This window comes from Ignavibacteriota bacterium, assembly GCA_016707525.1.
Lineage (GTDB): Bacteria > Bacteroidota > Ignavibacteria > UBA10030 > UBA6906 > JAGDMK01.
Genome location: JADJHP010000002.1, coordinates 209085 through 235439 on the forward strand (window position 1 = coordinate 209085; position 26355 = coordinate 235439).

34 protein-coding genes and 1 tRNA gene are annotated in these 26355 nt (G+C 60.7%); all 35 read left to right on the forward strand.

Annotated features, from left to right (window positions below):
- Positions 1-114 precede the first annotated feature (114 nt).
- The gene (gene rpoB / locus IPI01_04575; GenBank protein ID MBK7257073.1) at positions 115-3879 is read left to right on the forward strand and encodes a DNA-directed RNA polymerase subunit beta; all 3765 of its coding nucleotides are present in this window, start codon (positions 115-117) and stop codon (positions 3877-3879) included.
- A 96-nt stretch (positions 3880-3975) separates the two neighbouring features.
- Entirely contained in the window at positions 3976-8190 is a 4215-nt protein-coding gene (rpoC, locus tag IPI01_04580; GenBank protein ID MBK7257074.1) for a DNA-directed RNA polymerase subunit beta', read from the forward strand.
- 81 nt (positions 8191-8271) lie between these two features.
- Positions 8272-8649, forward strand: a complete 378-nt coding sequence (locus IPI01_04585; GenBank protein MBK7257075.1) for a 30S ribosomal protein S12 — start codon at positions 8272-8274, stop codon at positions 8647-8649.
- Positions 8650-8670: 21 nt separating this feature from the next.
- Positions 8671-9138: a 30S ribosomal protein S7 gene (gene rpsG, locus IPI01_04590; GenBank protein MBK7257076.1), complete on the forward strand. Its 468-nt coding sequence runs from the start codon at positions 8671-8673 to the stop codon at positions 9136-9138.
- A gap of 9 nt (positions 9139-9147) precedes the next feature.
- A complete protein-coding gene (gene fusA / locus IPI01_04595) occupies positions 9148-11250 on the forward strand; it encodes an elongation factor G (GenBank protein ID MBK7257077.1) in 2103 nt (700 codons plus the stop codon).
- Between the two features lie 31 nt (positions 11251-11281).
- On the forward strand, positions 11282-12493 hold the full coding sequence (gene tuf / locus IPI01_04600) for an elongation factor Tu (protein ID MBK7257078.1): 1212 nt from the start codon (positions 11282-11284) through the stop codon (positions 12491-12493).
- 15 nt (positions 12494-12508) lie between these two features.
- Positions 12509-12817, forward strand: a complete 309-nt coding sequence (rpsJ, locus tag IPI01_04605; protein MBK7257079.1) for a 30S ribosomal protein S10 — start codon at positions 12509-12511, stop codon at positions 12815-12817.
- Positions 12818-12962: 145 nt separating this feature from the next.
- Positions 12963-13598 (forward strand): 50S ribosomal protein L3, encoded by a 636-nt coding sequence (gene rplC / locus IPI01_04610; protein MBK7257080.1) that lies wholly within the window; start codon positions 12963-12965, stop codon positions 13596-13598.
- 15 nt (positions 13599-13613) lie between these two features.
- The gene (rplD, locus tag IPI01_04615; protein ID MBK7257081.1) at positions 13614-14243 is read left to right on the forward strand and encodes a 50S ribosomal protein L4; all 630 of its coding nucleotides are present in this window, start codon (positions 13614-13616) and stop codon (positions 14241-14243) included.
- 17 nt (positions 14244-14260) lie between these two features.
- On the forward strand, positions 14261-14551 hold the full coding sequence (gene rplW, locus IPI01_04620) for a 50S ribosomal protein L23 (GenBank protein MBK7257082.1): 291 nt from the start codon (positions 14261-14263) through the stop codon (positions 14549-14551).
- Positions 14552-14576: 25 nt separating this feature from the next.
- Positions 14577-15404 (forward strand): 50S ribosomal protein L2, encoded by an 828-nt coding sequence (rplB, locus tag IPI01_04625; protein ID MBK7257083.1) that lies wholly within the window; start codon positions 14577-14579, stop codon positions 15402-15404.
- A 4-nt stretch (positions 15405-15408) separates the two neighbouring features.
- Positions 15409-15696 carry a 30S ribosomal protein S19 gene (rpsS, locus tag IPI01_04630; GenBank protein ID MBK7257084.1) on the forward strand — a complete coding sequence of 96 codons (288 nt, stop codon included), beginning with the start codon at positions 15409-15411 and terminating at the stop codon, positions 15694-15696.
- Positions 15697-15702: 6 nt separating this feature from the next.
- The gene (rplV, locus tag IPI01_04635) at positions 15703-16176 is read left to right on the forward strand and encodes a 50S ribosomal protein L22 (GenBank protein ID MBK7257085.1); all 474 of its coding nucleotides are present in this window, start codon (positions 15703-15705) and stop codon (positions 16174-16176) included.
- Positions 16177-16197: 21 nt separating this feature from the next.
- Positions 16198-16869, forward strand: a complete 672-nt coding sequence (gene rpsC, locus IPI01_04640) for a 30S ribosomal protein S3 (protein MBK7257086.1) — start codon at positions 16198-16200, stop codon at positions 16867-16869.
- A 25-nt stretch (positions 16870-16894) separates the two neighbouring features.
- Complete coding sequence (gene rplP, locus IPI01_04645) at positions 16895-17317, forward strand: 50S ribosomal protein L16 (GenBank protein ID MBK7257087.1); 423 nt, start codon at positions 16895-16897, stop codon at positions 17315-17317.
- A gap of 18 nt (positions 17318-17335) precedes the next feature.
- On the forward strand, positions 17336-17578 hold the full coding sequence (gene rpmC, locus IPI01_04650; protein MBK7257088.1) for a 50S ribosomal protein L29: 243 nt from the start codon (positions 17336-17338) through the stop codon (positions 17576-17578).
- The gene (gene rpsQ / locus IPI01_04655) at positions 17575-17862 is read left to right on the forward strand and encodes a 30S ribosomal protein S17 (protein ID MBK7257089.1); all 288 of its coding nucleotides are present in this window, start codon (positions 17575-17577) and stop codon (positions 17860-17862) included. Before rpmC ends, rpsQ begins: the two co-directional genes overlap by 4 nt.
- Before the next feature lie 25 nt (positions 17863-17887).
- Positions 17888-18256, forward strand: coding sequence for a 50S ribosomal protein L14 (gene rplN / locus IPI01_04660; GenBank protein MBK7257090.1), 369 nt, complete (start codon positions 17888-17890; stop codon positions 18254-18256).
- Positions 18257-18268: 12 nt separating this feature from the next.
- Positions 18269-18592 (forward strand): 50S ribosomal protein L24, encoded by a 324-nt coding sequence (rplX, locus tag IPI01_04665; protein ID MBK7257091.1) that lies wholly within the window; start codon positions 18269-18271, stop codon positions 18590-18592.
- A 40-nt stretch (positions 18593-18632) separates the two neighbouring features.
- Entirely contained in the window at positions 18633-19313 is a 681-nt protein-coding gene (rplE, locus tag IPI01_04670; GenBank protein ID MBK7257092.1) for a 50S ribosomal protein L5, read from the forward strand.
- A 20-nt stretch (positions 19314-19333) separates the two neighbouring features.
- The gene (rpsN, locus tag IPI01_04675; GenBank protein MBK7257093.1) at positions 19334-19603 is read left to right on the forward strand and encodes a 30S ribosomal protein S14; all 270 of its coding nucleotides are present in this window, start codon (positions 19334-19336) and stop codon (positions 19601-19603) included.
- A gap of 51 nt (positions 19604-19654) precedes the next feature.
- Entirely contained in the window at positions 19655-20050 is a 396-nt protein-coding gene (rpsH, locus tag IPI01_04680; GenBank protein ID MBK7257094.1) for a 30S ribosomal protein S8, read from the forward strand.
- A 16-nt stretch (positions 20051-20066) separates the two neighbouring features.
- Positions 20067-20621: a 50S ribosomal protein L6 gene (rplF, locus tag IPI01_04685; protein ID MBK7257095.1), complete on the forward strand. Its 555-nt coding sequence runs from the start codon at positions 20067-20069 to the stop codon at positions 20619-20621.
- 30 nt (positions 20622-20651) lie between these two features.
- Positions 20652-21020, forward strand: a complete 369-nt coding sequence (locus tag IPI01_04690; protein ID MBK7257096.1) for a 50S ribosomal protein L18 — start codon at positions 20652-20654, stop codon at positions 21018-21020.
- 29 nt (positions 21021-21049) lie between these two features.
- A tRNA-Gln gene (locus IPI01_04695) sits at positions 21050-21120 on the forward strand.
- Between the two features lie 35 nt (positions 21121-21155).
- Positions 21156-21695, forward strand: a complete 540-nt coding sequence (rpsE, locus tag IPI01_04700) for a 30S ribosomal protein S5 (GenBank protein ID MBK7257097.1) — start codon at positions 21156-21158, stop codon at positions 21693-21695.
- 17 nt (positions 21696-21712) lie between these two features.
- Positions 21713-21901: a 50S ribosomal protein L30 gene (rpmD, locus tag IPI01_04705; protein ID MBK7257098.1), complete on the forward strand. Its 189-nt coding sequence runs from the start codon at positions 21713-21715 to the stop codon at positions 21899-21901.
- 28 nt (positions 21902-21929) lie between these two features.
- Complete coding sequence (gene rplO, locus IPI01_04710; protein MBK7257099.1) at positions 21930-22412, forward strand: 50S ribosomal protein L15; 483 nt, start codon at positions 21930-21932, stop codon at positions 22410-22412.
- Positions 22412-23737, forward strand: coding sequence for a preprotein translocase subunit SecY (gene secY / locus IPI01_04715; protein MBK7257100.1), 1326 nt, complete (start codon positions 22412-22414; stop codon positions 23735-23737). The genes rplO and secY overlap by 1 nt, the downstream gene beginning before the upstream one ends.
- A gap of 8 nt (positions 23738-23745) precedes the next feature.
- On the forward strand, positions 23746-24516 hold the full coding sequence (gene map / locus IPI01_04720; GenBank protein ID MBK7257101.1) for a type I methionyl aminopeptidase: 771 nt from the start codon (positions 23746-23748) through the stop codon (positions 24514-24516).
- Entirely contained in the window at positions 24509-24727 is a 219-nt protein-coding gene (gene infA, locus IPI01_04725; GenBank protein ID MBK7257102.1) for a translation initiation factor IF-1, read from the forward strand. The genes map and infA overlap by 8 nt, the downstream gene beginning before the upstream one ends.
- 18 nt (positions 24728-24745) lie before the next feature.
- A complete protein-coding gene (rpmJ, locus tag IPI01_04730) occupies positions 24746-24859 on the forward strand; it encodes a 50S ribosomal protein L36 (GenBank protein MBK7257103.1) in 114 nt (37 codons plus the stop codon).
- 12 nt (positions 24860-24871) lie between these two features.
- Positions 24872-25255 (forward strand): 30S ribosomal protein S13, encoded by a 384-nt coding sequence (gene rpsM, locus IPI01_04735; protein MBK7257104.1) that lies wholly within the window; start codon positions 24872-24874, stop codon positions 25253-25255.
- 34 nt (positions 25256-25289) lie between these two features.
- Complete coding sequence (gene rpsK / locus IPI01_04740) at positions 25290-25703, forward strand: 30S ribosomal protein S11 (GenBank protein MBK7257105.1); 414 nt, start codon at positions 25290-25292, stop codon at positions 25701-25703.
- 16 nt (positions 25704-25719) lie between these two features.
- A complete protein-coding gene (rpsD, locus tag IPI01_04745; GenBank protein ID MBK7257106.1) occupies positions 25720-26349 on the forward strand; it encodes a 30S ribosomal protein S4 in 630 nt (209 codons plus the stop codon).
- Positions 26350-26355: the final 6 nt, after the last annotated feature.

A 26355-nucleotide genomic window follows, 5' to 3' on the forward strand; every position in this document is an offset into this window, starting at 1 on the left:
AACATTCTGTCGTACCCACAAGCAGGCCCTCTCCGTGTGGCTTGCTGTTTCTGTTTTTAGCGGTACGTGTGTCCCCGATGCCGTACACCAGACACTGACCAAGGAGTGGCGCTCTTGAAGAATCAAGCCAACAAGCGCATCTCGTTCGGCAAGATCCCGGAGATCATCGATGCACCCGATCTCCTGAATATCCAGCTCGAGTCGTGGGAGAGTTTTCTGCAGGCCGATGCGGCACCCGCACGGCGGAAGAACCGCGGGCTGCAGGCCGTGTTCAAGATGAACTTCCCGGTGACCGACGCCCGCGAGAATTTCCTCCTCGAGTTCGTCGAGTACTACGTGGAGAAGCCGAAATACGCCGTCCCCGAGTGCGTCGAACGCGGCCTCACGTACGCCGTGCCGGTGAAGGCCAAACTGCGCCTGTCGCAGAAGGCCGAGGACGGGAAGAGCTTCATCAATACCATCGAACAGGACGTCTATCTCGGCAATCTGCCGACGATGACGAACAAGGGAACGTTCATCATCAACGGCGCCGAGCGCGTCGTGGTGAGCCAGCTGCATCGTTCCCCGGGCGTGTTCTTCAGTGAATCCATGCACCCGAATGGGACGCCGATCTATTCCGCGCGCATCATCCCGTTCCGCGGATCGTGGGTCGAGTTCACGACCGACATCAACAACGTGATGTATGCGTACATCGACCGGAAGAAGAAGTTCCCGGTCACGACGCTCCTCCGCGCGCTGGGGTACTCGTCCGACGACGAGATCCTCACCCTCTTCAACCTCGTGGAAGAAGTGGATGTCGCCAAGGCCGACCTCGAAACCTACGAGGGACGGATGATCTGCAGCGACGTCGTGGACCGCAAGACCGGCGAGATCTTCCTCAACAAGGATACCCGCCTCGATGCCGAGATCATCAAGCGCATCAAGAAGGCCGGCGTCAAGAAGATCCGCCTCCTGCAACAGCAGGGGAACGAAGAATCCGTCATCGCCAAGACCATCCTCAAGGACAGCGTCCGGTCCGAAGAGGATGCCCTCACGGCCATCTACAAGCAGCTCCGCTCGGGCGATGCGCCCGATCTGGAGACCGCCAAGACCCTCATCGACCGCCTCTTCTTCAACGAGAAGCGGTACGATCTCGGTGATGTGGGACGCTATCGTATCAACAGCAAGCTGGGGCTCGACATTCCGGTGTCGACCACCACGCTGACGAAGGGCGACATCATCGCGATCATCAATTACCTCATCGAACTGCAGCAGAAGAAGCGCGCGGTCGATGATATCGATCATCTCGGCAACCGCCGTGTCCGCACGGTGGGCGAGCAGATCGCCGGACAGTTCAACATCGGTCTGGCCCGCATGGCCCGCACGATCCGCGAGCGGATGAACGTGCGCGACAGCGAGAATCTGACGCCGCAGGATATGGTCAATGCCCGCACGATCAGCAGCGTGATCAATGCGTTCTTCGGGACGAACCCCCTCTCGCAGTTCATGGACCAGACCAATCCTCTGGCCGAGCTGACGAACAAGCGCCGCATGTCGGCCCTTGGACCGGGTGGCCTGACCCGCGAGCGCGCCGGGTTCGAGGTGCGCGACGTGCACTATACGCATTACGGCCGCCTCTGCCCCATCGAGACGCCGGAAGGCCCGAACATCGGTCTGATCTCCTCGCTCTGTATCCATGCCCGCGTCAACGAGTTCGGGTTCATCGAGACCCCGTATCGCCGCGTGGTCAAGGGGCGGGTGCTGGACGAGATCGAGTTCCTGACGGCAGAACAGGAAGAGAACCTGACGGTCGCCCAGGCGAATGCGCCGCTGGATACCCGCGGCAATTTCCAGATGGAACGCGTCAAGGCCCGCTTCCAGAGCGACTTCCCCGTCGTGAAGCCGGACGAGGTCAATTACATGGACGTGGCGCCGAACCAGATCGTGAGCGCGGCGGCGGCACTGATCCCGTTCCTCGAGCACGACGATGCGAACCGCGCCCTCATGGGTTCGAACATGCAGCGCCAGGCGGTGCCGCTCCTCCGTCCGGAAGCCCCGATCGTGGGCACGGGACTCGAGGAGAAGATCGCCCGCGATGCGCGCGCCCTCACGGTCGCGGAGCGCAACGGTATCGTGACGTATGTCGACGCCGACCGCATCATGGTCGAGTACGACATCGACGAGAACAGCACCGAGGCGCTCATTTCCTTCGAGGACAAGCGCCGCGTGGAGTATCCGCTCACGAAGTTCTTCCGGACCAACCAGGACACCTGCATCAACCAGCGTGCCGTGGTGAAGCCGGGCGACCGCGTGCGGAAGGGTGACGTGCTGGCAGACGGCGCAGCGACGGAAGGCGGCGAGCTCGCGCTCGGACGCAACGTCGTGGTGGCGTTCATGCCGTGGAACGGGTACAACTTTGAAGATGCCATCATCGTCAGCGAGAAGATGGTGTCGAACGATGTCTTCACCTCGATCCATATCGAGGAGTTCGAACTGCAGGTCCGCGACACCAAGCGTGGCGAAGAAGAACTGACCCGGGAGATCCCGAACGTCAGCGAAGAGGCCACGAAGGACCTGGACGAGAACGGCATCATCCGCATCGGCGCCGAAGTGGTGGAAGGCGACATCCTGATCGGCAAGATCACGCCGAAGGGTGAATCCGATCCGACGCCGGAAGAGAAGCTGCTGAAGGCGATCTTCGGCGAGAAGGCGGGCGATGTGAAGGATGCGTCGCTGAAAGCGCCTCCGGGCATGAAGGGCGTGGTCATCAACACCAAGCTCTTCAGCCGCAAGAAGAAGGACGCCGAGTCCAAGAAAGAGGACAAGAAGCGGAGCGATGCTCTCGATCGCCAGCGCCGCAAGATGCTGGCCGAACTGCGCGAACGCCTTGCGTCCAAGCTGGGCATCCTGCTGGACGAGGAGAAGTCGGTCGGCGTGCGCGACAATGACGGGAACATGGTGTTCCGCAGCGGGACGACCTTCCGCCGCGACACCTTTGAGTCCTATGAGGACCTGGAAAAGCTGGACCACACGAAGGAGTGGGTCGAGGACAAGCGTAAGAACACCACGCTGAGCAAGATCTACACCAACTACTTCGACAAGCTGGCAGCGATCGAGGAAGAGTTCCGTCACGAAAAGAACAAGATCCAGCTCGGCGACGAACTGCCTCCGGGTGTGGTGCAGCTGGCCAAGGTGTACGTCGCCAAGAAGCGCAAGCTGTCGGTGGGCGACAAGATGGCCGGCCGTCACGGCAACAAGGGTGTCGTGTCGCGCGTGGTGCCTTCGGCCGACATGCCGTTCCTGCCGGACGGGACCGCGGTGGACATCGTGCTGAACCCGCTCGGCGTGCCTTCCCGTATGAACCTCGGCCAGCTGTTCGAAACGGCACTGGGGTGGGCAGGGCTGACGCTCGGAACGAAGTATGCATCGCCGATCTTCGACGGTGCGACGTGGGATGATGTGACGGCGGAGCTGCAGCGGGCCGGCAAGGGCAACACGTCCAGGTCGGTGCTGTATGACGGCCGGACGGGCGAGCGGTTCGACCAGGAGGTCACGACCGGCGTCATCTACATGCTCAAGCTGTCGCACCTTGTCGACGATAAGATCCATGCCCGGTCGATCGGGCCGTATTCCCTCATCACCCAGCAGCCCCTCGGTGGCAAGGCCCAGTTCGGTGGCCAGCGCTTCGGAGAGATGGAGGTCTGGGCGCTTGAAGCGTACGGTGCAGCACACGTGCTGCAGGAGATCCTGACCGTGAAGAGTGACGACGTCTCCGGCCGTGCCAAGGTCTATGAGGCGATCGTCAAGGGAGATAACCTGCCCGAGTCCAACGTTCCGGAATCGTTCAACGTGCTCATCCGGGAGCTTATGGGACTTGGACTGGATGTGAAACTGGAGTAGCGACACCACCGACTGAGGAGGTACCCATTGCTGCGTCACGAACGAGAAACGCGCAAGAGTTTTTCCAAGATCGTCATCAGCCTGGCGTCGTCGGACATGATCCTCGCGCGTTCCCATGGCGAGGTAACGAAGCCTGAGACGATCAATTATCGGTCGTTCCGGCCCGAAAAAGATGGTCTTTTCTGTGAGAAGATCTTCGGCCCGGTCCGCGACTGGGAATGCCATTGCGGCAAGTACAAACGCATCCGCTACCGGGGCATCATCTGCGACCGTTGCGGCGTTGAAGTCACCCAGAAGAGCGTCCGCCGCGAACGGATGGGGCATATCGCCCTGGCCGTGCCGGTGGTCCATATCTGGTACTTCCGCTCGCTGCCGTCCAAGATCGGCTACATCCTCGGGATGACGACCAAGGACCTCGAGAAGATCATCTACTACGAATCGTACGTGGTGGTCAACCCGGGGCTGACGGGACTGCAGCGGAAGGACCTGATCTCGGAGGAGCAGTATTTCGAGATCCTGGCCTCGCTGCCGGAGAACAACGACGACCTTGAAGTGACCGACAAGCGCCGCTTTGTGGCGCAGATCGGCGGCGAGGCGGTCAAGGCTCTCCTGAAGCAGGTCGACATCGAGTTGCTGGCGGCCGAACTGCGCGCGCAGATCCGTGAAGAGACCTCGGTGCAGAAGAAGCAGGAAGCCCTCAAGCGCCTGCGCGTTGTCGAGGCGTTCCGCGAGCGCGAGAATTCGCCGTTGAACCGTCCGGAGTGGATGGTCCTGGATATCGTGCCGGTCATTCCGCCGGAACTGCGTCCGCTGGTCCCCCTGGAAGGCGGTCGCTTTGCGACATCCGACCTGAACGACCTGTACCGCCGTGTGATCATCCGGAACAACCGTCTGAAGCGCCTGATCGACATCAAGGCACCGGACGTCATCCTCCGGAACGAGAAGCGCATGTTGCAGGAAGCGGTGGATTCGCTCTTCGACAACTCGCGCCGCATCAACGCGGTGCGGAGCGACAACAACCGCGCCCTGAAGTCGCTGTCCGACATGCTGAAAGGCAAGCAGGGCCGCTTCCGTCAGAACCTGCTCGGCAAGCGCGTCGATTATTCCGGCCGTTCCGTGATCGTCGTGGGTCCCGAACTCCATCTGCATGAGTGCGGGCTCCCGAAGGACATGGCGGTCGAGCTCTTCAAACCGTTCATCATCCGCAAGCTCATCGAGCGCGGTATCGTGAAGACGGTGAAGAGCGCGAAGAAGATGGTGGACAAGAAGGGGCCCGAGGTCTGGGAGATCCTGGAGCACATCATCGACGGGCATCCGGTGCTGCTCAACCGTGCACCGACGCTGCATCGTCTCGGTATCCAGGCATTCCAGCCGGTGCTGGTCGAAGGCAAGGCGATCCGTATCCACCCGATGGTGTGTACGGCATTCAACGCCGACTTCGACGGCGATCAGATGGCCGTGCACGTGCCGCTGTCGTTCGACGCCCAGCTCGAAGCACGCATCCTCATGCTCTCGAGCCACAACATTCTGTCGCCCGCCCACGGGTCCCCGATCGTCACACCGACGCAGGACCAGGTGCTCGGGTGCTACTACCTGACCAAGTCGCGCACCGGCGACGTCGGCGAAGGGCTCATCTTCTCGTCGCCCACCGAAGTGATCGTGGCGTACAACCACCGCAAGGTGGCGCTGCATGCCCGCATCAAGGTGCGCATCAACGGTCAGATCATCGAAACGACCACCGGCCGCGTGATCTTCAACCAGATCGTGCCACCGGAGGTCGGGTTCATCAACGAGTTGCTGAACAAGAAGCGGCTCGTGCAGATCATCTCCACGTCGTTCCGCCGGGTCGGCAACCTCAAGACGGCCGGATTCCTGGATGACCTGAAGAACATCGGGTTCCGCTATGCGACCAAGGGTGGCCTCTCCGTCGGCCTGGATGACGTCGTCATCCCGAAGGAGAAGGACGAGATCATCGCCAAGGCGCAGAAGAGCGTGGACGAAGTGGACAGCCAGTGGTCGCGTGGTTTCATCACGCGTGGCGAGCGGTACAACAAGGTGATCGACATCTGGACGCGTGCGACGAGCCGCGTGGCCGACCGCCTGTTCGAATCGCTGTCGAAGTCGCGCGAGGGCTTCAACTCGCTGTACATGATGGTCGACTCCGGCGCCCGCGGTTCCAAGGAGCAGGTCCGTCAGCTGGCCGGTATGCGCGGCCTGATGGCCAAGCCGCAGAAGTCGCTCTCCGGTGCCACCGGCGAGCTCATCGAGAACCCGATCATCGCCAACTTCCGTGAGGGGTTGTCGATCCTCGAGTACTTCATCTCCACACACGGTGCGCGTAAAGGTCTCGCCGATACCGCTCTGAAGACCGCCGATGCCGGGTATCTGACCCGTCGTCTGGTGGACGTCGCGCAGGACGCCATCATCACCATGCACGACTGCGGCACGATCCGCGGCGTGGTGACCGGTGCGTTGAAGGAAGGCGAGGACGTGAAGGAGCCGCTGTACGAACGCATCATGGGCCGTGTGTCGGTGCATGACGTGGCGGATCCAAAGACGGGCGAGGTGATCGTGGAAGCGGGAGAGATCATCGACGAGGAGAAGGCCGAACGCATCGCCGAAACCTCGATCGAGACCGTCGAGATCCGTTCCGTGCTGATGTGCGAAGCCAAGCGCGGCGTGTGCGCGCTGTGCTACGGGCGCAACCTGACGACGGGCAAGCTGATCCAGCCCGGCGAGGCGGTCGGTACCATCGCCGCGCAGTCCATCGGCGAACCGGGCACGCAGCTGACCCTGCGCACGTTCCATACCGGCGGTACGGCATCGCTCATCGAATCGCAGTCCCGCGTCCAGTCCAAGTTCGAAGGCAAGCTGCAGTACGAAGGCCTCAAACTGATCGAGGTCGACGACGAGGGGAAGACGAACGTGGTCGTGGTCGGACGCAGCGGTATCGTGAACGTCCTCGACCAGGACAACCGGGTGATGACCAAGTACGACGTGCCGTACGGCGGCCACATGCTGGTTGCCGACGGCGCCCATGTGGCGAAGGGTGAGATCATCTACGAGTGGGATCCGTACAACGCGGTCATCATCTCGGAACACGGCGGCATGGTGCGGTACTCCGATCTGAAGGAGAACGTGACGTATCGCGAGATCGACGACGAGCAGACGGGACACATCCAGAAGGTCGTCATTGATACGCGCGACAAGACGTTGGTCCCGAGCCTCGTGGTCGTGGAGCACCGCGGTACGAAGGAGCATAAGCTGGGCAGTTACATCGTCCCGACGCGTGCGCACCTTGCGGTGAACGACGGACAGGAGATCGCCCCCGGTACGATCCTTGTGCGCATCCCGCGCGACATCGGCAAGACGCGTGACATCACGGGCGGTCTGCCGCGCGTGACGGAGTTGTTCGAGGCGCGGAGCCCCAGCGACCCCGCGGTCGTGTCGGAGATCGACGGTGTGGTGAGTTTCGGTGCGCAGAAGCGCGGTGCGCGCGAGGTCATTGTCACGAGCCACGACGCGAAGGATGTCCGCAAGTACCCCATCTCGCTCGGCAAGCACGTGCTCGTGCAGAACAACGACGTCATCCGGGCCGGCGAGCGATTGTCGGACGGTGCCATCGATCCCCATGACGTGTTGCGCATCAAGGGTGTGGGTGCGGTGCAGGAGTACCTGGTGAATGAGATCCAGGAGGTCTACCGTATCCAGGGTGTGAAGATCAACGACAAGCACATCGAGACCATCGTGCGCATGATGATGCAGAAGCTGCGCATCGCGGAATCGGGGGACACCAAGTTCCTCGAGGGTGATTTCGTGGACAAGCTCGTGTTCGAGGAAGAGAACGAGTCGTTGCGCGACAAGGTGTTCGTGAAGGACAAGGGTGACTCCTCGAAGGTGAAGAACGGGCAGCTCATCACGCTGAAGAAATTCCGTGAATTGAATCTGGACCTGAAGAAGCGTGGGAAGAAGGTCATTGAGAAGCGGGAGCCGGATCCGGCGACATCGGAGCCCGTGCTGCTGGGCATCACGTCCGCGGCCCTGTCGACCGACAGCTTCATTTCGGCGGCCTCGTTCCAGGAGACCACGAAGGTTTTGACGGATGCGGCGATCGAGGGCAAGGTGGATCACCTGCTCGGGCTGAAGGAGAACGTCATTATGGGGCATCTGATCCCTGCAGGCACGGGTCTGAAGAAGTTCTCGGACCTTGTGGTACCGCCGACGGGTGTCAGGATGGCCTCAGAAGAGCCTCCTGTGGCCGAAACAGAAGTAATTCGGCCGCGGATACGCGAACGTCAAACGACGCCTTGACATTCGATGAAAAAAGTTGTACCTTGTAAGGCTGTTTTTATATCCATCTTCATCACGATCCTGTAGTTTTTCGGAGCCAACGTGCCGACGATCAATCAGCTCGTACGGAAAAGCCGCCGTGCGGTAACATACAAGAGCAAGGCACCCGCCATCAGCGGGAACCCCCAGAAGCGGGGGGTGTGCACGCGTGTGTATACGACCACCCCGAAAAAGCCGAATTCGGCCCTCCGGAAGGTGGCTCGTGTCCGTTTGTCCAACGGGGTTGAGGTTACGGCCTATATCCCGGGGGAAGGGCACAATCTGCAGGAGCACAGCATCGTGATGATCCGTGGGGGCAGGGTGAAGGACCTTCCCGGTGTGCGCTACCATATCATCCGTGGCACGCTGGATACCGCAGGTGTCGCGGAACGGAAACAGGGCCGGTCGAAATACGGCGCCAAAAAAGCCAAGAAATCGTAGCAAACCAATCCAGGTCTCGCAGTGAGAAAGAAACGCGCAGGAACCCGTATCCGCATCCCCGACCCCCGGTACAATGATGTACTGGTGTCGGAATTCATTAACAACATCATGGAAGGCGGCCAGAAGCACAAGGCCCGCCGGATCCTCTATGATGCCTTCGGGATCATCGAAGAGCGCACGAAGCTGAACGGCATCGACGTCTTCAAGAAGGCGATGTCGAACGCGCGCCCGATGCTGGAGGTCAAAGCCCGCCGTGTTGGCGGTGCCACCTACCAGGTGCCGACCGAAGTGCGGTCCGGACGGAGCGTTGCGCTGGCTATCCGCTGGCTTATCTCGTACGCCACAGCCCGCAAAGAGCGGTCCATGGCGCAGAAGCTGGCCTCAGAATTCATAGCTGCCTCCACTGGTGAGGGCAGCGCGATCAAGAAAAAGGAAGACACCCATAAAATGGCCGAAGCCAACAAGGCATTCGCCCATTTTAAGTGGTAAGAAGAACGTATGCCGCGACAATTTCCGCTTGAGCGGACGCGCAATATCGGCATCAGCGCACATATCGATGCCGGGAAGACAACAACGACGGAACGCATCCTGTTCTATACGGGCGTGCTCCACCGCATGGGCGAAGTCCATGACGGTGCAGCCACCATGGACTGGATGGAGCAGGAGAAAGAGCGCGGCATCACCATTACCTCCGCGGCGACCACCTGTTTCTGGGACAACCATCGTATCAACATCATTGACACCCCCGGCCACGTGGATTTCACGGCCGAGGTGGAGCGCTCGCTGCGTGTGCTGGACGGAGCCATCGCGTTGTTCTGCGCGGTCGGCGGCGTCGAGCCGCAGTCCGAGACCGTGTGGCGCCAGATGGACAAGTACGGTGTTCCCCGTATGGCGTTCATCAACAAGATGGACCGTGTCGGTGCGGACTTCCTGAACGTCGTCCAGATGATGAAGGACCGGCTCGGAGCCCATGCGGTGCCGATCCAGATCCCGGTCGGCGAAGGCGACATGTTCGCCGGCATCATCGACCTCGTCACGATGAAGGCGATGATGTATCGCGAATCCACGCTCGGTACCGAGTGGGACGAAATGGACATCCCGCACGACATGCAGGCCCGTGCCCAGGTCTACCGCACGAAGATGCTCGAAGCGATCTCCGACGAGAATGATACGCTGCTCGAGAAATACCTCGAGGGCAAAGAGATCACGCCCGAAGAGGTCCGTGCTGCCCTGCGCAAGTCATGCCTCAAAGTGAACATCATCCCGGTCCTCTGCGGATCGTCCTTCAAGAACAAGGGCGTGCAGATGCTGCTGGACTCGGTGATCCACTACCTGCCGTCGCCGATGGACCTGAACGAGGGCAAGCTGGTCGGGCACCATGTGAACATGACGGACAAGATCGAGCGCAAGGTTTCCGACAAGGAACCGTTCACCGCGCTGGCCTTCAAGATCATGTCTGATCCGTTCGTGGGCAAGCTGACGTACTTCCGCATCTACTCGGGCACGTTGAAGTCGGGTTCGTACGTGTACAACTCGATCAGCGACAAGAAGGAGCGTCTGAGCCGCATCCTCCGGATGCATGCGAACACGCGTGAGGATGTGGAAGAAGCCTATGCAGGCGACATCGTGGCGGCGGTCGGGCTGAAGAACACGCGCACCGGCGACACGTTGTGCACCGAGGACGATCCGGTGATCCTCGAGAAGATGACCTTCCCGGATCCCGTCATCCACGTCGCGATCGAAGCGAAGACGAAGGCGGACCAGGAGAAGATGGGCGAGGCGATGGCGAAGTTGTCCGAAGAGGACCCGACGCTGCGCGTATCGACGAACGAAGAGACGGGCCAGACGATCATCAGCGGTATGGGTGAGTTGCATCTGGAGATCATCGTCGACCGTATGCGCCGCGAGTTCAAGGTCGAAGCGAACATCGGCAAGCCGCAGGTCGCGTACAAGGAAACGATCCGTAAGAAGGTGCAGCAGGAAGGGAAGTTCGTGCGGCAGAGCGGTGGCCGCGGCCAGTTCGGTCATGTGTGGATCGAAGTGGAGCCGAACGAGAAGGGGAAGGGGTTCGAGTTCATCAACGGGATCGTTGGTGGCGTCATCCCGAAGGAATACATCAAGCCGGTGGAGCAGGGGATCGCCGAGGCGATGCGCAACGGTGTGCTGGCCGGGTATCCGGTTGAGGACATCAAGGTGAAGCTGTTCGACGGCTCGTTCCACGAGGTGGACTCGTCGGAAATGGCATTCAAGATCGCTGGCTCCATGGCATTCAAGGATGCCGCCCGCAAGGCGGACCCGGCGATCCTCGAGCCGATCATGGGTGTGGAGGTTGTCACGCCCGAGGAGTACATGGGCGACGTGATGGGCGATCTGAACTCACGGCGCGGCAAGATCTCCGGTATGGCGCCCCGCAAGGATGCGCAGGTGATCAAGGCGAGCGTGCCGCTTTCCGAGATGTTCGGGTATTCGACGACGTTGCGCTCCATGACGCAGGGGCGTGCCATCTACTCGATGGAGCTGTCGCACTACGATGAGGCACCGAAGAGCGTTGCGGAAGCCATCATCGAAAAGATCAAAGGAAAGAATTCTGTAACGGCGTAATATCCCCTTCTATCTAGAGGAGAATAGAGCAATGGCAAAAGAGAAATTCACGCGCGACAAACCACACTTGAACGTGGGTACCATTGGCCATGTCGATCATGGCAAGACCACGCTGACCGCCGCCATCACCATGGTGCTGGCGAAGAAGGGTCTGTCTGCGATCCGTACGTTCGATAGCATCGACAACGCACCGGAAGAGCGCGAACGCGGTATCACCATTGCAACGGCACACGTCGAGTACTCCACGGAAAAGCGCCACTATGCGCACGTGGACTGCCCCGGCCACGCCGACTACATCAAGAATATGATCACGGGTGCCGCCCAGATGGACGGTGCCATCCTCGTGGTCGCCGCGACCGACGGCCCCATGCCGCAGACGCGTGAGCACATCCTGCTTGCCCACCAGGTCGGTGTACCCCGCATGGTGGTGTTCATGAACAAGGTGGATGCGGTGGACGATGCCGAGTTGCTGGACCTGGTTGAGCTCGAGCTCCGCGACCTGCTCAAGAAGAATGACTATCCGGGTGACGAGATCCCCATCGTGCGTGGCAGCGCGTTGAAGGCGATGGAAGCCGCCGTGAAGGCGGATTCGAAGCCTGATGATCCGGCGTTCAAGTGCATCATGGAGCTGATGGATGCCGTGGATACGTACTTCCCGGTGCCGCAGCGTGACATTGACAAGCCGTTCCTGATGCCGATCGAAGACGTGTTCTCGATCACGGGTCGCGGTACGGTGGGTACGGGTCGTGTGGAACGTGGTGCGGCGAAGGTCGGTGACGAAGTGGAGCTCATCGGTCTGGGCGCGCACAAGAAGACCGTCATCACCGGTGCCGAGATGTTCCGCAAGGAACTGACCGAGGTGCAGGCTGGTGACAATGCGGGTCTGTTGCTCCGCGGCGTGGACAAGAACGAGCTCGAGCGTGGTATGGTCGTTGCGAAGCCGAACTCGGTCACTCCGCACAAGAAGTTCAATGCGCAGGTGTACGTACTGAAGAAGGAAGAAGGCGGTCGTCACACCCCGTTCTTCAACGGCTATCGTCCGCAGTTCTACTTCCGGACGACGGACGTGACGGGTGTTGCCACGCTTCCGGCAGGTACGGAAATGATCATGCCTGGTGACAATGTGGACAACCTCTTCGTGGAGCTCATCACCACGATCGCTATGGAGGAAGGCCTTCGCTTTGCAATCCGCGAAGGTGGACACACGGTCGGCGCAGGCGTTGTCACAAAGATCCTGGAATAAGGAGTACTGTTAACCGTGGCCGGTCAAAAAATACGTATAAAACTCAAATCGTACGATCACAACCTGATCGACAAGTCTGCGGAAAAGATCATCAAGACTGTCAAGTCAACAGGCGCTGTGGTCTCCGGCCCGATTCCGTTACCCACGAAGCGTACGGTCTATACTGTGCTTCGGTCACCTCATGTTGACAAGAAGTCGAGGGAGCAGTTCGAGACGCGCGCTCACAAGCGGCTGATCGATATTCTGAACTCGACGAACAGGACCGTTGACTCCCTGATGAAGCTGGATCTTCCCGCGGGAGTTGACGTCGAGATCAAGGTCTAGCCAGACCAACGACAACACAGGTGTACCCCCCGACGGTGGGTCCCGCTAAGGGACCTTCCCGAAGGGGCAGGAGAACGGCGTCGGGAGCAGTGTCCGCATTGGTGCGGCCTCTTGGCGGCAAGTGCATGCATACATGGATGGTGGTATGACAGGACTACTTGGAAAAAAACTCGGCATGACCAGCATCTTCGATGAGACTGGTCAAGTGATCCCCTGCACGGTGATTGAAGCCGGCCCCTGCTACGTCACGCAGATACGTACCAAAGAGCGTGACGGGTATGAGGCGGTTCAACTCGGGTTCGGGGAGAAGAAAGAACGGCTCGTCAGCAAGCCGCTTCGCGGACATTTCGCGAAGGCCGGAGCGAAGCTGGCGCGTGTCGTTCGTGAATTCCGCGGCAACGGGAGCGCAGAGATGCAGCCCGGCCAGGAACTCACGGTCGACCGGGTGTTTGCCAAAGGCGACGTCGTCAAGGTGGTCGGCACCTCCAAAGGGCACGGCTTCCAGGGCGTCGTGAAACGGCATCACTTCGGCGGCGGCGCGCGGACGCACGGTCAGAGCGACCGTATGCGTGCACCGGGCTCCATCGGCTCGTCGTCGTATCCGTCGCGTGTCTTCAAAGGACAGCGTATGGCGGGACGGATGGGCGGCACGCAGATTACGGTACGCAACCTGACGGTGGTCGGCGTGATCGCGGACTCGAACCTGCTTCTGATCAAAGGTTCGATCCCTGGCGCGGTGAACGGCGTCGTGGAAATCCACAAGCTCACGACTCAACAGTAACGAACGAGTGCGGCGATGGAACTCAACGTATATAAGAAGGACGGGACGAAGAGCGGTGAGACGGTCAAGCTCTCGGAGGAGATCTTCGGGATCGAGCCGAATCATCATCTGATCTACCGTGCGGTGCGCGTGTACCTGGACAACCAGCGCCAGGGCACGTCCAAGGTGAAGACGCGCCGGGAAGTGCGGGGCGGCGGTAAGAAGCCGTTCAAGCAGAAGCATACCGGCATGGCCCGTCAGGGTACCTCGCGGTCGCCCGTGATGGTCGGTGGTGGTTCGATCTTCGGACCGGAGCCGCGCGACTACACCAATCAGCTCCCGGCCGGCATGCGCCGTCTGGCCCGGAAGTCCGCGCTCTCGCTCAAGGCCAAGGAAGGTCTGATCCGCGTCATCGAGGATTTCTCGACGTCCGCGCCGAAGACCAAAGAGATGGTGGGTGTGCTGAAGGCGCTGGAACTCGGAACCACGAAGACGCTCCTGCTCCTTGCCAAACCCGATGCCAACGTCGTGAAGTCCGGCCGCAACATCCCCGGGCTGTTCGTTGCGCAGGCCGACAAGGCGTCGACCTATGATTTCGTGAACACGCAGGTGCTGCTCATCCAGAAGAGCGCGCTTGAAGTGTTGCAGAATACGTTCAAGAACTAAGAGCGCGTGAAGCGACCATGACTGGCATTCTGAAGAGACCGATCGTCACGGAAAAGATGACTGCGCTGCAGGAGAAGGGTCAGTATGCCTTCGAAGTCTCCCTTGCGGCCAACAAGATCACCATTGCACAGGCAGTGGCGAAGAAATTCAACGTCACCGTCCTCGACGTCCGTACCGTCCGGTACAAAGGCAAGGCCAAGTCGCAGATGACCAAGCGCGGGCGTTTCGAGGGCCGGACCTCCGCTTGGAAAAAGGCGATCGTCCGCCTGAAGGAAGGCGATAAGATCGAGTTCTTCCAGAATGTTTGATAGTCAACAGCGATAGAGAATCACCATGGCCATACGTAAACTCAAGCCGGTGACACCGGGAACGCGCTGGGCATCTGTCCCCGCCTTCACCGAGATCACCAAGAGCCGTCCCGAAAAGGGATTGATCGAACCGTTGCGCAAGAGCGGCGGTCGGAACAACACCGGCCGCGTGACATCGCGCCACCGTGGGGGCGGGCACAAGCGCTTCTACCGCGTGATCGATTTCAAGCGGGACAAGACCGGCATGGATGCGAAGGTGACGGCGATCGAATACGATCCGAACCGTTCGTCGCGCATCGCGCTGCTGCAGTACGCGGACGGCGAGCGCCGGTACATCATCGCACCGGAAGGTGTGAAGGTGGGCGACGTGCTTCGTTCCGGGACGGATGCAGAGATCCGCACGGGGAATGCGATGCCGTTGTCGAACATCCCTGCGGGCACGTTCGTGCACAACATCGAACTCCGCCCGGGGAAGGGTGCGCAGGTCGCGCGCAGCGCAGGCATGGCCGTGCAGCTGATGGCGAAGGAAGGCAAGTTCGCCCAGCTCAAGATGCCGTCCGGTGAGGTCCGCCTGGTATCCCTCGACTGTATGGCCACGATCGGTGGCGTCGGTAATGCCGATCACGAGAATCTGAGCGTCGGTAAGGCCGGCCGCAACCGCTGGCTGGGCATCCGCCCGCAGTCCCGCGGCGTCGTGCAGAATCCGGTCGATCACCCGCATGGTGGCGGCGAGGGCAAGTCGCCCCAGGGCAATCCTCACCCGGTGTCACCATGGGGATGGCATACCAAGGGCAAGAAGACCCGCAAGCACAAGAAGGCATCCAGCAAGTTCATCGTGAAACGAAGGAAGTAAGCGCATGAGTCGCTCGCTGAAAAAAGGACCGTTCGTCAGCGTCCGGCTGCTCGAACAGGTAGCCGCTCTGTCGAAGGGGAATCAGAAAAAGGTCATCAAGACCTGGTCCCGTGCATCGACGATCACGCCGGACTTTGTCGGCCAGACGTTCGCCGTGCACAACGGGAACAAGTTCATTCCGGTTTACATCCACGAAGGAATGGTCGGGCATAAGCTGGGTGAGTTCGCCCCGACCCGGTTGTTCCGCGGACATCCGGGCGTAAGAAAAGAAGAAACGTCGAAACCGGGATAAGCAGCCATGGAAGCTAAGGCGATCAACAGATATATTCCCACCTCGCCGCGTAAGATGCGGCTGGTCATTGACCTGATCCGCGGGAAGTCGGTGGACGAGGCGCTGCACATTCTCCACTATTCCACGAAGCATGCGTCGCGTGTCGCGGAGAAGGTCCTGCGGTCGGCGGTTGCCAACCTGCAGAACAAGGACGATGCAGGCCGCATCGAGCCGTCCGGGATGGTCGTGAAGACCGCGTTCGTGGACAGCGGGATGTCGATGAAGCGGATCCTGCCGGCCCCGATGGGGCGTGCGTTCCGGATGCGGAAGCGTTCGAACCACGTGACGATCGTGGTGGCGGCGAAGGAAGAGAAGGCGAAGCCGGTGCAGCCGACGAAGAAGGCAGCGAAGCCGGCGGCAGAGAAGAAGGAAGCCCCGAAGAAGAAGGCGGCCACGAAGACCGCAAAGCCGGCGAAGCCGGCCGCAAAGGAATCGAAGTAACCGACATACGAAGGAGTCGTCGTGGGACAGAAAACACATCCGATCGGTCTGCGTCTGGGCATCATCCGCTCCTGGGATTCCAACTGGTACGATGAGAAGTCGTTCGCCGGGAAGTTGGAAGAGGACCGGACGATCCGCAACTACGTGCGGAACCGTTTGAAGAAGGCGGGTATCTCCCGCATTCTGATCGAGCGGACGCCGAAGCGTGCGGTGATCACGATCAACACTTCGCGTCCGGGCATCGTCATCGGCCGCAGCGGCAAGGAGATCTCGCAGCTCGAGGAAGAGCTGAAGAAGATCACCAACAAGGAAGTGAAGATCCTGATCAACGAGATCAAGCGGCCCGAGCTGGATGCGTATCTGGTCGCCGAGAACATCGCGCAGCAGCTGGAGGGACGCATCGCGTTCCGCCGGGCGATGAAGAACGGTATCACGGCTGCGATGCGCATGGGTGCTGAGGGTGTCCGCGTGAAGGCCGCCGGTCGTCTGGGCGGCGCGGAAATGGCGCGCACCGAGCAGTACAAAGAAGGACGAATCCCGCTGCACACGCTGCGTGCCGACATTGACTATGCGACGGCGACGGCGCGGACCATCTACGGAGCGATCGGCGTGAAGGTATGGATCTGCAAGGGCGAGGTATTGGATGCACAGCAGACCATGCAGCAACCGGCACAGCCGCGCCGCGGGCAGTAATCAGATCAAGCAGGAGTAGCACATCATGTTGATGCCGAAACGTGTAAAATTCAGGAAGGCGCAGCGCGGACGCATGCGGGGGAAGGCGACCCGCGGCGCGAAGATAGACTTCGGGGATTTCGGTCTGAAGGCTCTGGAGCCCGGCTGGATCACCCAGCGGCAGATCGAAGCGGCCCGCGTGACCCTGACCCGCATGATGAAGCGTGAGGGGCGGATCTGGATCCGCATCTTCCCGGACAAGCCGGTCACGAAGAAGCCTGCCGAGACCCGTATGGGTAAGGGAAAAGGCGCGCCGGAGTACTGGGTGGCGGTGATCAAGCCCGGGCGTGTGATGTTCGAGGTTGGCGGTACAACAAAGGCCACGGCGGTCGAAGCGCTCACCCTTGCGTCGCACAAGCTGCCGATCAAGACGAAAATCAGTATCCGGCCCGATTACGAGGGAGCCTGATCCTAGCACGGAGAGCGTATGAAGGTACTTGAACTGAAAGATCTCTCGATCGACGAATTGAAGCGTCGGCTGTCCGACGAAATGGAAAACCTGGCGAACCTGCGCTTTCAGCTGGCGACCAGCCAGTTGGAAAGCCCGATCCGCGTGCGGACGGTCCGCAAGGACATCGCCCGGATCCAGACGGTGCTGCGCCAGAGGCAGGCAGTGCCCGCGGCCGGACAGACCACACAGACTGAGAACACCGAGGTGAAGACGTCATGACCCCAGAGTCGGCAGCCGTAGTCGCCCCCGCCCGCACCACGCGTCGCAAGACCCGTGTCGGCAAGGTGGTGAGCACGAAGATGAACAAGAGCATCCTGGTGACGATCGAACGCCGGGTGCCGCATCCGCTCTACAAGAAGTATTTCCGCCGGACCACCAAGCTGATGGTGCATGATGAGCAGAGCACCGCTGGCGTGGGGGATACGGTGAAGATCATGGAGACCCGGCCGATGAGCAAGCAGAAGCGCTGGCGCCTGGTGTCCGTCATCGAAAAAGCAAAGTGAGTGATCGTCCACGGAGTAAACGCACATGATCCAGGAAGAAACAAACCTCGTAGTGGCCGATAACTCGGGCGCCAAGAAGGTCCGGTGCATCAGGGTTCTCGGCGGGTCCGACCGCAGATATGCGGGTCTGGGCGACCAGATCATCGTCTCGGTCAAGTCCGCCATCCCCAACGCAACCGTGAAGAAGGGTGAAGTTGCCCGTGCGGTCATCGTGCGGACGCGGAAGGAGACACGGCGCAAGGACGGATCGTTCATCCGGTTCGACGAGAACGCGGCCGTACTCATCAACGATACGGGCGAACCCCGCGGCAGCCGTATCTTCGGGCCGGTGGCCCGCGAACTGCGCGAGCGCCAGTACATGAAGATCGTGTCGCTCGCACCGGAAGTGTTATAAGGAACCAGGCGCATGAAGATCAGGAAGAATGACTCCGTCATGGTCATCGCGGGCAATGCCCGAGGGAAGACCGGCAAAGTGCTGAAGGTGTACCCCGAGAGGGAGCGCATCATCGTGGAAGGCGTGAATATCATGAAGCGCCACACGCGTCCGAGCCAGAAGAACCCGCAGGGCGGCATCGTCCAGCGCGAAGCACCCATCCACGTGTCGAACGTGATGTTGCTGGACCCGAAGCAGAATCAGCCCACGCGTGTCGGTACCAGCGTGGTGAAGGACGAGACCACCGGCAAGAAGCGCCGCATGCGGGTGGCGAAAGCAACGGGCGAGATGTTTTGAGTCGCCCACTGAACGATAATCACATTACCCTGAAGCCGGTATGAGCGACGAGAAATCCAAGAAGCCGAAGAAAGAGGCCCAGCGGCCTGCCAAGGAGAAAGAGGCACCTGCCGAGAAGGCCCCCAGGGCGAAGGGCCCCAGGGAGAAGGTGGTGGCCCGCATGAGCATCATGTACAGGGACCAGGTGATCCCCACCTTGATGAAACGGTTCCAGTATTCGAACGTGATGCAGGTGCCGCGCCTCGAGAAGATCGCCATCAACATGGGCGTGGGCATCGCCACCCAGGATGCCAAGATGGTGGAGGTCGCTGCCAAGGACCTCGAAGCCATCGTGGGCCAGAAGGTCGTCATCACGCGCGCAAAGAAGTCGATCTCGAACTTCAAGCTGCGCGAGAAGATGCCGATCGGCTGCCGGGTGACGCTCCGCCGCACGGTCATGTATGAGTTCCTCGACCGCTTCATCAGCGTGACGGTCCCCCGCATCCGTGACTTCCGCGGGTTGTCCGACACGTCGTTCGACGGGCGCGGGAACTACACGATCGGGATCAAGGAACACACGATCTTCCCGGAGATCGACGTGGACAAGATCGCGCGGATCTTCGGTATGGACATCACGTTCGTGACGACCGCGCGGACGGACGAGGAGGCGCAGGAACTGCTGCGCGCCTTCGGCATGCCGTTCGTGAAGCGGCAGGAAGTACTCGAGACACCGAAAGCATAATCTGACAGGAGCTGTCCCACATGGCAAAGACCAGTTCAAAGGCCCGGCAGGCGAAGCGCGAACGACTCGTGGCGAAGTATGCCGCATTGCGCAAGGAACTCAAAGAGAAGGGTGATTACGCCGGCCTCCAGGCATTGCCCCGGAACAGCAGCCCGACGCGCCTGCACAACCGGTGCATCATGACGGGACGCCCGCGCGCCTACATGCGCAAGTTCGGGATCTCACGCATCGCCTTCCGTGACCTTGCGTTGGAAGGAAAGATCCCCGGTGTGCGCAAAGCGAGCTGGTAAGAGGTACGGGACTAACCACGTTTACAGTGTGAGTTGCAGGAGAATGACCTTATGACAATGACCGATCCCGTCGCCGACTATCTGACCAGGCTGCGGAACGCCCTTCAGGCAGGCCACAAGCGTGTGGATGTGCCGACCTCGAACCTGAAGCGTGAGATGACCAAGCTGCTGGTGGAACACCAGTATGTTGCCGGGTTCACCGAGATCAAGGAGACCGCCCAGGGCGTGATCCGGATCCAGTTGAAGTATCAGGATACCAGGCCGGTCATCGCCGGACTGAAGCGCGTGAGCCGTCCGGGCCTGCGCAAGTACGTGGATGCGGATGCCATTCCCCGGGTACTGGGTGGACTCGGCATCGCGATCATCTCGACGTCGAGGGGTCTGATGACCGACCGGCAGGCACGCGATGCGCGCGTCGGCGGCGAAGTTCTGTGCGAAATCTGGTAACGAAGGAGAGACCACCGTGTCACGGATTGGAAAGAAACCTATCCCCGTTCAGCAGGGGGTGAAAGTGCAGATCGCGGAGCGCGAGGTGACCCTGACGGGCCCGAAGGGTTCGCTCAAAGCCGCGGTCCATGCCAACCTCAGTGTCGAGATGGCCGACGGTATCCTGCAGGTGAAGAGACATTCGGAAGCGAAGGGCGACCGCGCACTGCATGGACTGTGGCGCGCATTGCTGCAGAACATGATGGTCGGCGTGTCCACCGGCTATTCCCGCAAACTCGAACTCGTCGGCGTCGGGTATCGCGCCGAGATGAAGGGCAAGCGTCTCCAGCTGCTGCTCGGCTTCTCCCACCCGATCCTGTTCGTTCCGCCCGGTGGGATCGAGATCACCGCGCCGACCCAGACCAGCATCCTCATCAGCGGCATCGATAAGGCATTGGTCGGACAGGTGGCAGCCAAGATCCGTTCCTTCCGTCCGCCCGAACCGTACAAGGGCAAGGGCGTCAAGTATGAAGGCGAGCGTATCCGCAGGAAGGCCGGCAAGGCCGCTGCTGCGGGCGGGGCCAAGTCATAATCACAGGTCTGCACCGGGAGTATTATTCGTATGATCACGAAGAAGAAAATAGAACATCGCCAGCGGACGAAGAAGCACATCCGTCTGCACCTTGCGGGATCGGCTGAACGCCCCCGCCTGACGGTCTTCCGCAGCCTGAAGCATGTGTATGCGCAGCTCGTGGATGACGATCAGGGGAAGACCCTGGTCGGCGTGTCGGACCTGACGGAGGAGCTGGTGGAGCAGGCGAAGGCGGCGAAAGGGCAGGTGGCCGTCGGGAAGTTGGTGGGGCAGTTGGTTGCCCGCCGTGCGAAGGAAAAGAACATCGCGCAGGTAGTGTTTGACCGTAACGGTTTTCGGTACCATGGCGTGATCAAGGCCGTGGCCGAAGGCGCCCGCGAGGGCGGCCTGAAGTTCTAAGGCGCCGCACGCGTCGGGACCCGATTCACTGTCGGGTCGTCTAATGGCAGGACAGCGGCCTTTGGAGCCGTGAGTAGAGGTTCGACTCCTCTCCCGACAGCAGTGCGAAACGACAACAGTTAACCATGTGGTACGTTGCGAGGGACATCGGTGGCACGAATCAAAGCGAGTGAACTCGAACTCAAGGACAAACTCGTCCACATCAATCGCGTCGCAAAGGTCGTCAAAGGCGGCCGGCGCTTCAGCTTCAACGCGATCGTCGTGGTCGGGGATGGCAAGGGTCATGTCGGCATCGGGCTGGGCAAGGCGAATGAAGTTGCCGATGCGATCGCCAAGGGCGTGGATGATGCCAAGAAGGGCGTGACCATGGTCCCGCTCCTCCGGGGCACCATTCCGCACCCGATCATCGGGCGCTACGGTGCTGCACGCGTGATGCTCAAACCGGCTTCGCCCGGTACCGGCCTCATCGCCGGCGGCGGCGTGCGCGCGGTGCTGGAATCGGCGGGCGTCCGCGACGTGCTCACAAAATCCATGGGCTCATCGAATCCCCACAACGTGGTGAAGGCAACGATGGACGCCCTCACACGACTGGTGGATGCACGTGCCGTTGCGAAGCGGCGCGGCATGGACCTGAAGGGCCTCTTCGGCACCACGGCCGCGGCCCCAACACCGTAACAGAGGACGAGACGACGATGGCAGATATGCTGAAGATCACACAGACCCGGAGCATCATCGAGCAGTTGGAAGCCGCGAAGCGCACGATCAAGGCGCTCGGGCTCGGCCGACCGAATTACTCGGTGATCCAGAGGGACACGCCGGCGATCCGCGGGATGCTCCGGAGAGTCGCGCACCTGGTGCGCGTCGAAGAACTGAAGAAATAAAGCTGACTTGCAGGAAAGTGAAGAGACCATGGCAACGGATATTCTGAGTACGCTGAAACCCGCACCCGGGTCACGCAAAAAAAGGAAGCGCATCGGACGCGGTCAGGGCTCCGGCCACGGCGGGACGTCCACGCGCGGCCACAAAGGCGCTGGTTCCCGCTCCGGTACAAGCTACCCGGCGTGGTTCGAAGGCGGCCAGATGCCCCTCGTCCGACGTATCCCGAAGCGCGGCTTTTTCAGCCCGTTCCGGAAGACCTATCAGATCGTCAACCTTGCGACCCTCGAGAAGCTGGCGACGGGCGGCAAGCTGCATGACGGTGCGGTGACGCCCGAGGTTCTGCGGAAACTCGGCGTTGTGAAGACCGGCCGTCTGCCGGTGAAGATCCTCGGCACGGGCGAGCTCAAGGCGAAGCTGGACATCGCCGCCCATGCCTTCAGCACGTCCGCTCTGCAGAAGATCGAAGCTGCAGGCGGGAAAGCCCAAACGATCAGCGCACTTTCCAAAGACTAATGGCAAAGCTCGGCGAGAGTTTCCGGAATATCTTCAAGATCCAGGAGTTGCGGACGCGTCTGCTGTTCACGGCCGCGCTTCTGATCGTCGTGCGCATCGGCGCACACATCACGCTCCCCGGCGTCGATGCCTCCCTGCTTGCACGAGCGGAGGCGAGTCAGACGGCCAACACGCTCTTTGGCCTCTATGACCTCTTCGTCGGCGGTGCGTTCAAGAATGCGGCGGTGTTTGCGCTCGGTATCATGCCCTACATCAGCGCCTCCATCATCCTCCAGCTGCTGGGTGCGGTCGTTCCGTACTTCCAGAAGCTCTCGAAAGAGGGAGAAGAAGGGCGCAAGAAGCTGACCCAGCTGACCCGCTACGGCACGGTCGTCGTCTCCGCCCTCCAGGGTTGGGGCGTGAGCGTCCGCCTGACCAGCATGAACATCGAAGGCATCCCGATCGTCCCGATCGAGATCCAGGGGCTCGCCTTCACGATGAGCACCGTGGTGTTCCTGACCGCGGGCACGATGTTCATGATGTGGCTCGGCGAGCAGATCACCGAGCGCGGCCTGGGCAACGGTATCTCGCTGATCATCTTCATCGGTATCATCGCACGGTTCCCGCATTCGATCGTGGATCAGTTCCGGGTGAGCCAGAACATCATCATCGGCCTCATCATCCTGGCCGTGATGATCGCGATCATCGCCGGTGTCGTGCTCGTCACACAGGGCACCCGCCGCATCCCGGTGCAGTATGCGAAGCGCGTGGTCGGTCGCAAGGTGTATGGCGGCGTCACGCAGTACATCCCGCTCCGCGTCAACACGGCGGGCGTCATGCCGATCATCTTCGCACAGTCGATCATGTTCATCCCCAGCACGATCCTCACCTTCTTCCCGGAGAGTGAATGGATGCAGAGCCTTGCGGGATATCTGGAGTACACCTCGATCACCTACTCGATCATGTACGGTGCGATGATCGTGTTCTTCACCTACTTCTACACCGCGATCGCCTTCAATCCGAAGGACGTCTCGGAGAATATGCAGAAGCAGGGCGGGTTCATCCCGGGCATTCGTCCGGGCAAGCATACGGCGGATTTCATTGACAATATCCTGACGAAGATCACGTTGCCGGGGTCCATCTTCCTGGCGATCATCGCGATCCTGCCGGCCTTCGTGTCCCGCTTTGGGGTCACGCCGAGCTTCGCGCAGTTCTTCGGCGGTACGAGCTTGTTGATCATGGTCGGTGTCGCACTCGACACCCTCCAGCAGGTCGAGTCGCATCTGCTGATGCGGCATTATGATGGGTTCATGAAATCGGGTCGCCTCAAGGGGCGGGCCCGCTGACGATAGGTATGTCACGCGTCATCCTGAAGTCCGCCGGCGACATCGCCCTCATGCGTGAGAGTGGCCGGATCGTGGCAGAGGTTCTGACCCTGGTGGGATCGCAGATCCGCCCGGGGGTAACGACGCGGGACATGGATGCACTGGCCGAGGATTTCATCCGGAGCCAGGGAGGCCTGCCGGCCTTCAAAGGATACGGCCCCGACCGCCGGAACAGATTCCCGGCGACGCTGTGTGTGTCGGTGGATGATGTGGTGGTGCACGGCATTCCCGGCAAACAGGTGCTCGAAGAGGGGCAGATCGTTTCGGTGGATGTCGGCGTGAAGAAGGATGGGTTCTACGGTGATGCGGCCCGGACCTTTCCCGTCGGGAAGATCAGCGAGGAGAAGCGCAGGCTGTTGCAGGTGACGGAGGCGTCGTTGCACGAGGGGATCCGGCAGGCGCGCGCAGGCAACCATCTCCACGATATCTCCGCAGCGGTTCAGCGGTGTGCGGAAGCAGCAGGATACGGTGTGGTGCGGGACCTGGTCGGTCACGGTGTTGGGAAGAGTCTGCACGAAGACCCGGCGGTGCCGAACTTCGGAACGGCGGGAACGGGGATGGTGCTGAAGGCAGGCATGACGCTGGCGATCGAGCCGATGGTGAATGCAGGGACGTATGTGGTGCAGATGGATGATGACGGTTGGACGGTCCGGACATCGGACGGCAGGCCGTCAGCGCACTTCGAGCATACCGTGGTTATCACGAACGAGGAAGCCGAGATACTGACACGGCATGGCTAAACAGGGTCCCATAAAAGTTGACGGCGTCATCACCGACACATTGCCGAACGCGATGTTCAAGGTGAGTCTGGAGAACGGACATACGATCCTGGCCCACATCTCGGGGAAGATGCGGATGAATTTCATTAAGATCCTGGTGGGTGACAAGGTCACGGTGGAGCTGTCGCCGTACGATCTGTCGAAGGGCCGGATCACGTACAGGTACAAATAAGGACGGAGCGGACAGGACATGAAAGTTCGGTCATCCATAAAGAAGATCTGCCGGAACTGCAAGATCATCCGGCGGAAAGGGGTGGTGCGGGTGATCTGCACCAATCCGAAGCACAAACAGCGTCAAGGCTAAAGGAGAACAGGCGTGGCTCGTATAGCGGGAATCGACCTGCCCAAGAAGAAGCGTGCAGAGATCGGTCTGACCTACATCCATGGCATTGGCCACACCACGTCGCGCGCGATCCTTGCGAAGGCGGGAGTGGATGTCAATAAGAAGATCGGTGATCTGACGGACGATGAGGTGCAGCGTATCCGCAGCATCATCACGGCCGACCACAAGGTGGAAGGCGCGTTGCGGAGCGAAGTGCAGATGAACATCAAGCGGTTGATGGACATCGGTTGCTACCGCGGCATCCGTCACCGTCGCGGGTTGCCGGCACGTGGACAGCGGACGCGCACGAATGCCCGCACACGGAAGGGCCGCCGGAAGACGGTCGCAGGGAAGAAGAAAGTCGCAGCCAAGACCTAATAGTTTGTAGAACATTTCAGGTACGGAGGTACGCGTGGCAAAATCCACCCCGCAGGGCGGTTCGAAGGCGGACGTTGTCCGGAAGAAGAAAAAGATCCAGGTCGACGTCAGCGGCAAGGTGTTTGTCAAGGCCACTTTCAACAACGTGATCGTGACGATCACGGATGTGTACGGCAACACCATCAGCTGGTCGTCCGCCGGCAAGAACGGGTTCAAGGGTTCGAGGAAGAACACCCCGTTCGCCGCACAGGTGTCAGCGGAATCGGCGGCCAAGACTGCGCACGATATGGGGTTGCGGAAGGTGGATGTGTTCGTGAAGGGTCCGGGTTCCGGCCGCGAAGCGGCGATCCGGGCACTCCAGACAGCAGGACTCGAAATCGGAAGCATCCGGGACGTAACGCCGATCCCGCATAATGGATGCCGTCCGCCCAAGAGACGCAGAGTATAACGCAGGAAGGACGTTTATGGCAAGGTATACCGATCCCAGCTGCAGGTTGTGCCGTCGCGAGCGGCAGAAGCTGTTCCTCAAAGGGACGAAGTGCTACACCGAGAAGTGCCCCGTAGAGCGCCGCGCATTCCCGCCCGGCCAGCACGGGCAATCCCGCCGCCAGAAGGTTTCGGAATACGGCGTGCAGCTGCGCGAGAAGCAGAAGGTGCGCCGGATGTACGGTCTCCAGGAGACCCAGTTCCGGAACACCTTTGCGAAGGCGCTCAAGCAGACCGGCCGTACCGGCGAGCTGCTGGTGAAGCTGTTGGAGCGCCGTCTGGACAACGTGGTGTACCGGCTCGGCCTGGCGCCGTCGCGCAAAGCCGCGCGCCAGCTCGTGGTGCACGGACATTTCACGGTGAACAACACGCCCGTGGACATTCCGTCGTACCTGCTGAAGGCCGGTGATGTCGTGAAGGTGTGTGACAAGGCCAAGAAGATGGAAGTGCTGCACTCCTCCATGAAGCGCATGAAGGATACGGCGATGCTTCCGTGGCTCAGCCTGGACAAGGCGACGATGACCGGAACGTTCCTGAACGTGCCGGAACGCGCCGACATCCCGCTTAACGCCGACGAACAGTTGATCGTCGAATTGTACTCGAAGTAAGTGACA

What these genes read in the sequence shown, in the direction of transcription:
- IPI01_04690 (MBK7257096.1), top strand. Translation starts at nt 20,652, where the DNA reads ATGATCACGAAGAAGAAAATAGAACATCGCCAGCGGACGAAGAAGCAC.
- rplW (MBK7257082.1), top strand. Translation starts at nt 14,261, where the DNA reads ATGACTGGCATTCTGAAGAGACCGATCGTCACGGAAAAGATGACTGCG.
- rpsQ (MBK7257089.1), top strand. Translation starts at nt 17,575, where the DNA reads ATGACCCCAGAGTCGGCAGCCGTAGTCGCCCCCGCCCGCACCACGCGT.
- rplO (MBK7257099.1), top strand. Translation starts at nt 21,930, where the DNA reads ATGGCAACGGATATTCTGAGTACGCTGAAACCCGCACCCGGGTCACGC.
- rpsS (MBK7257084.1), top strand. Translation starts at nt 15,409, where the DNA reads ATGAGTCGCTCGCTGAAAAAAGGACCGTTCGTCAGCGTCCGGCTGCTC.
- rpsH (MBK7257094.1), top strand. Translation starts at nt 19,655, where the DNA reads ATGACAATGACCGATCCCGTCGCCGACTATCTGACCAGGCTGCGGAAC.
- rplC (MBK7257080.1), top strand. Translation starts at nt 12,963, where the DNA reads ATGACAGGACTACTTGGAAAAAAACTCGGCATGACCAGCATCTTCGAT.
- rpsN (MBK7257093.1), top strand. Translation starts at nt 19,334, where the DNA reads ATGGCAAAGACCAGTTCAAAGGCCCGGCAGGCGAAGCGCGAACGACTC.
- rplB (MBK7257083.1), top strand. Translation starts at nt 14,577, where the DNA reads ATGGCCATACGTAAACTCAAGCCGGTGACACCGGGAACGCGCTGGGCA.
- rplP (MBK7257087.1), top strand. Translation starts at nt 16,895, where the DNA reads ATGTTGATGCCGAAACGTGTAAAATTCAGGAAGGCGCAGCGCGGACGC.
- rplD (MBK7257081.1), top strand. Translation starts at nt 13,614, where the DNA reads ATGGAACTCAACGTATATAAGAAGGACGGGACGAAGAGCGGTGAGACG.
- rpmJ (MBK7257103.1), top strand. Translation starts at nt 24,746, where the DNA reads ATGAAAGTTCGGTCATCCATAAAGAAGATCTGCCGGAACTGCAAGATC.
- secY (MBK7257100.1), top strand. Translation starts at nt 22,412, where the DNA reads ATGGCAAAGCTCGGCGAGAGTTTCCGGAATATCTTCAAGATCCAGGAG.
- rplN (MBK7257090.1), top strand. Translation starts at nt 17,888, where the DNA reads ATGATCCAGGAAGAAACAAACCTCGTAGTGGCCGATAACTCGGGCGCC.
- rplE (MBK7257092.1), top strand. Translation starts at nt 18,633, where the DNA reads ATGAGCGACGAGAAATCCAAGAAGCCGAAGAAAGAGGCCCAGCGGCCT.
- fusA (MBK7257077.1), top strand. Translation starts at nt 9,148, where the DNA reads ATGCCGCGACAATTTCCGCTTGAGCGGACGCGCAATATCGGCATCAGC.
- rplX (MBK7257091.1), top strand. Translation starts at nt 18,269, where the DNA reads ATGAAGATCAGGAAGAATGACTCCGTCATGGTCATCGCGGGCAATGCC.
- rpoC (MBK7257074.1), top strand. Translation starts at nt 3,976, where the DNA reads ATGATCCTCGCGCGTTCCCATGGCGAGGTAACGAAGCCTGAGACGATC.
- rpmD (MBK7257098.1), top strand. Translation starts at nt 21,713, where the DNA reads ATGGCAGATATGCTGAAGATCACACAGACCCGGAGCATCATCGAGCAG.
- map (MBK7257101.1), top strand. Translation starts at nt 23,746, where the DNA reads ATGTCACGCGTCATCCTGAAGTCCGCCGGCGACATCGCCCTCATGCGT.
- tuf (MBK7257078.1), top strand. Translation starts at nt 11,282, where the DNA reads ATGGCAAAAGAGAAATTCACGCGCGACAAACCACACTTGAACGTGGGT.
- rpmC (MBK7257088.1), top strand. Translation starts at nt 17,336, where the DNA reads ATGAAGGTACTTGAACTGAAAGATCTCTCGATCGACGAATTGAAGCGT.
- infA (MBK7257102.1), top strand. Translation starts at nt 24,509, where the DNA reads ATGGCTAAACAGGGTCCCATAAAAGTTGACGGCGTCATCACCGACACA.
- rpsD (MBK7257106.1), top strand. Translation starts at nt 25,720, where the DNA reads ATGGCAAGGTATACCGATCCCAGCTGCAGGTTGTGCCGTCGCGAGCGG.
- rplV (MBK7257085.1), top strand. Translation starts at nt 15,703, where the DNA reads ATGGAAGCTAAGGCGATCAACAGATATATTCCCACCTCGCCGCGTAAG.